General features: G+C 62.0%; 1 protein-coding gene. It reads left to right on the forward strand.

What is annotated here, in order from left to right:
- The first annotated feature begins 100 nt into the window (after positions 1–100).
- Positions 101–1,170, forward strand: a protein-coding gene (locus ACM9LZ_RS25830) for an IS630 family transposase (RefSeq protein ID WP_416622370.1) whose coding sequence is annotated in 2 segments (ribosomal slippage) — positions 101–590 and positions 590–1,170 — 1,071 coding nt in all. Because the reading frame shifts where the segments join, the coding sequence is not laid out codon by codon here.
- Positions 1,171–1,182 lie beyond the last annotated feature (12 nt).

Genomic DNA, 1,182 nt, shown 5'->3' on the forward strand with positions numbered 1-1,182 from the left:
ATACCAGCGGCTTGAAAATCTGACTCTCCTGGTTGGAAGTAGGATTCCGGTTTTGTTGAGTTTGTGATTCCCTGTGCGTGCGAAGGTATGGGAGGGGATGATGGCAGCGCCGGTGAAGGTTACGTGGCCTGGGCTTGGCCCTGAAGACCTGCGGGTTCGGGCGCGTCGAGAGGGCGATCCTTCGGTTGTGAGGCGTCTTTTGGCTATCGCGCTGGTTCTGGAAGGGTCCAGCCGGGAGGCAGCGGCGTCTGCTGGCGGCATGGACCGTCAGACGCTCAGGGACTGGGTTCACCGGTACAACGAGCGGGGGCCTGTGGGGCTGTCGGACGGCAAACATACGGGTCGGCGGGCCTTGCTGACGCCCGAGCAGCGGACCCAGGTGGCGGCTTGGGTGAAGGCAGGGCCTGACCTGGCTGTGGACGGTGTGGTCCGATGGCGGCGGGCGGACCTGGCGGCCAAGGTGAGCACCGAGTTCGGGGTGACATTGGCGGAGCGTACCGTTGGAGAATTGCTGCGACGCCTGGGCTTCCGGCGCCTGTCCGCCCGGCCACAGCACCCGCGCCAGGATGCGGAAGCCCTTGAAGCGCATAAAAAAACTTCGCCGACCTGATCCGCGCTGCCATCCCCGACCATGCCCGCAGCAAGCCGATAGAGGTCTGGTGGCAAGACGAGGCCCGCGTTGGCCAGCAGGGTACCCTGACCCGGGTTTGGGCCGCCAAGGGCTCGCGGCCCCGCCGACCGAAGGACCTGCGCTACGAGTGGGCCTATCTGTTCGGGGCCGTCTGCCCGGCCCGCGATATCGGCGCGGCGCTGATCCTTCCCACAGTAAACGCCAAGATGATGAGCCTGCATCTGGCCGAGATCAGCAAAATGGTACGCCCAGATCATCATGCTGTCGTCGTCCTGGACGGTGCTGGATGGCACCAGCAAGGCGGGACCCTCATCGTCCCTGATAACATCTCGCTCCTGACCTTGCCGCCATACTGTCCAGAGCTGAACCCCGTGGAAAATATTTGGCAATATCTCCGTCAGAGCTTCCTATCCAACACAGTCTACCAGTCATATCAGGACATTCTCGACGCTTGCTGCAACGCCTGGAACAGCCTCAGCGATGAAAAAGGCCGCATAAAGTCAATCGCCCAAAGACAATGGGCATCGGTCATTAATTAATGCCGCTGGTAT

The sequence above is a fragment of the Niveispirillum fermenti genome (genome assembly GCF_048066175.1).
GTDB lineage: Bacteria > Pseudomonadota > Alphaproteobacteria > Azospirillales > Azospirillaceae > Niveispirillum > Niveispirillum fermenti.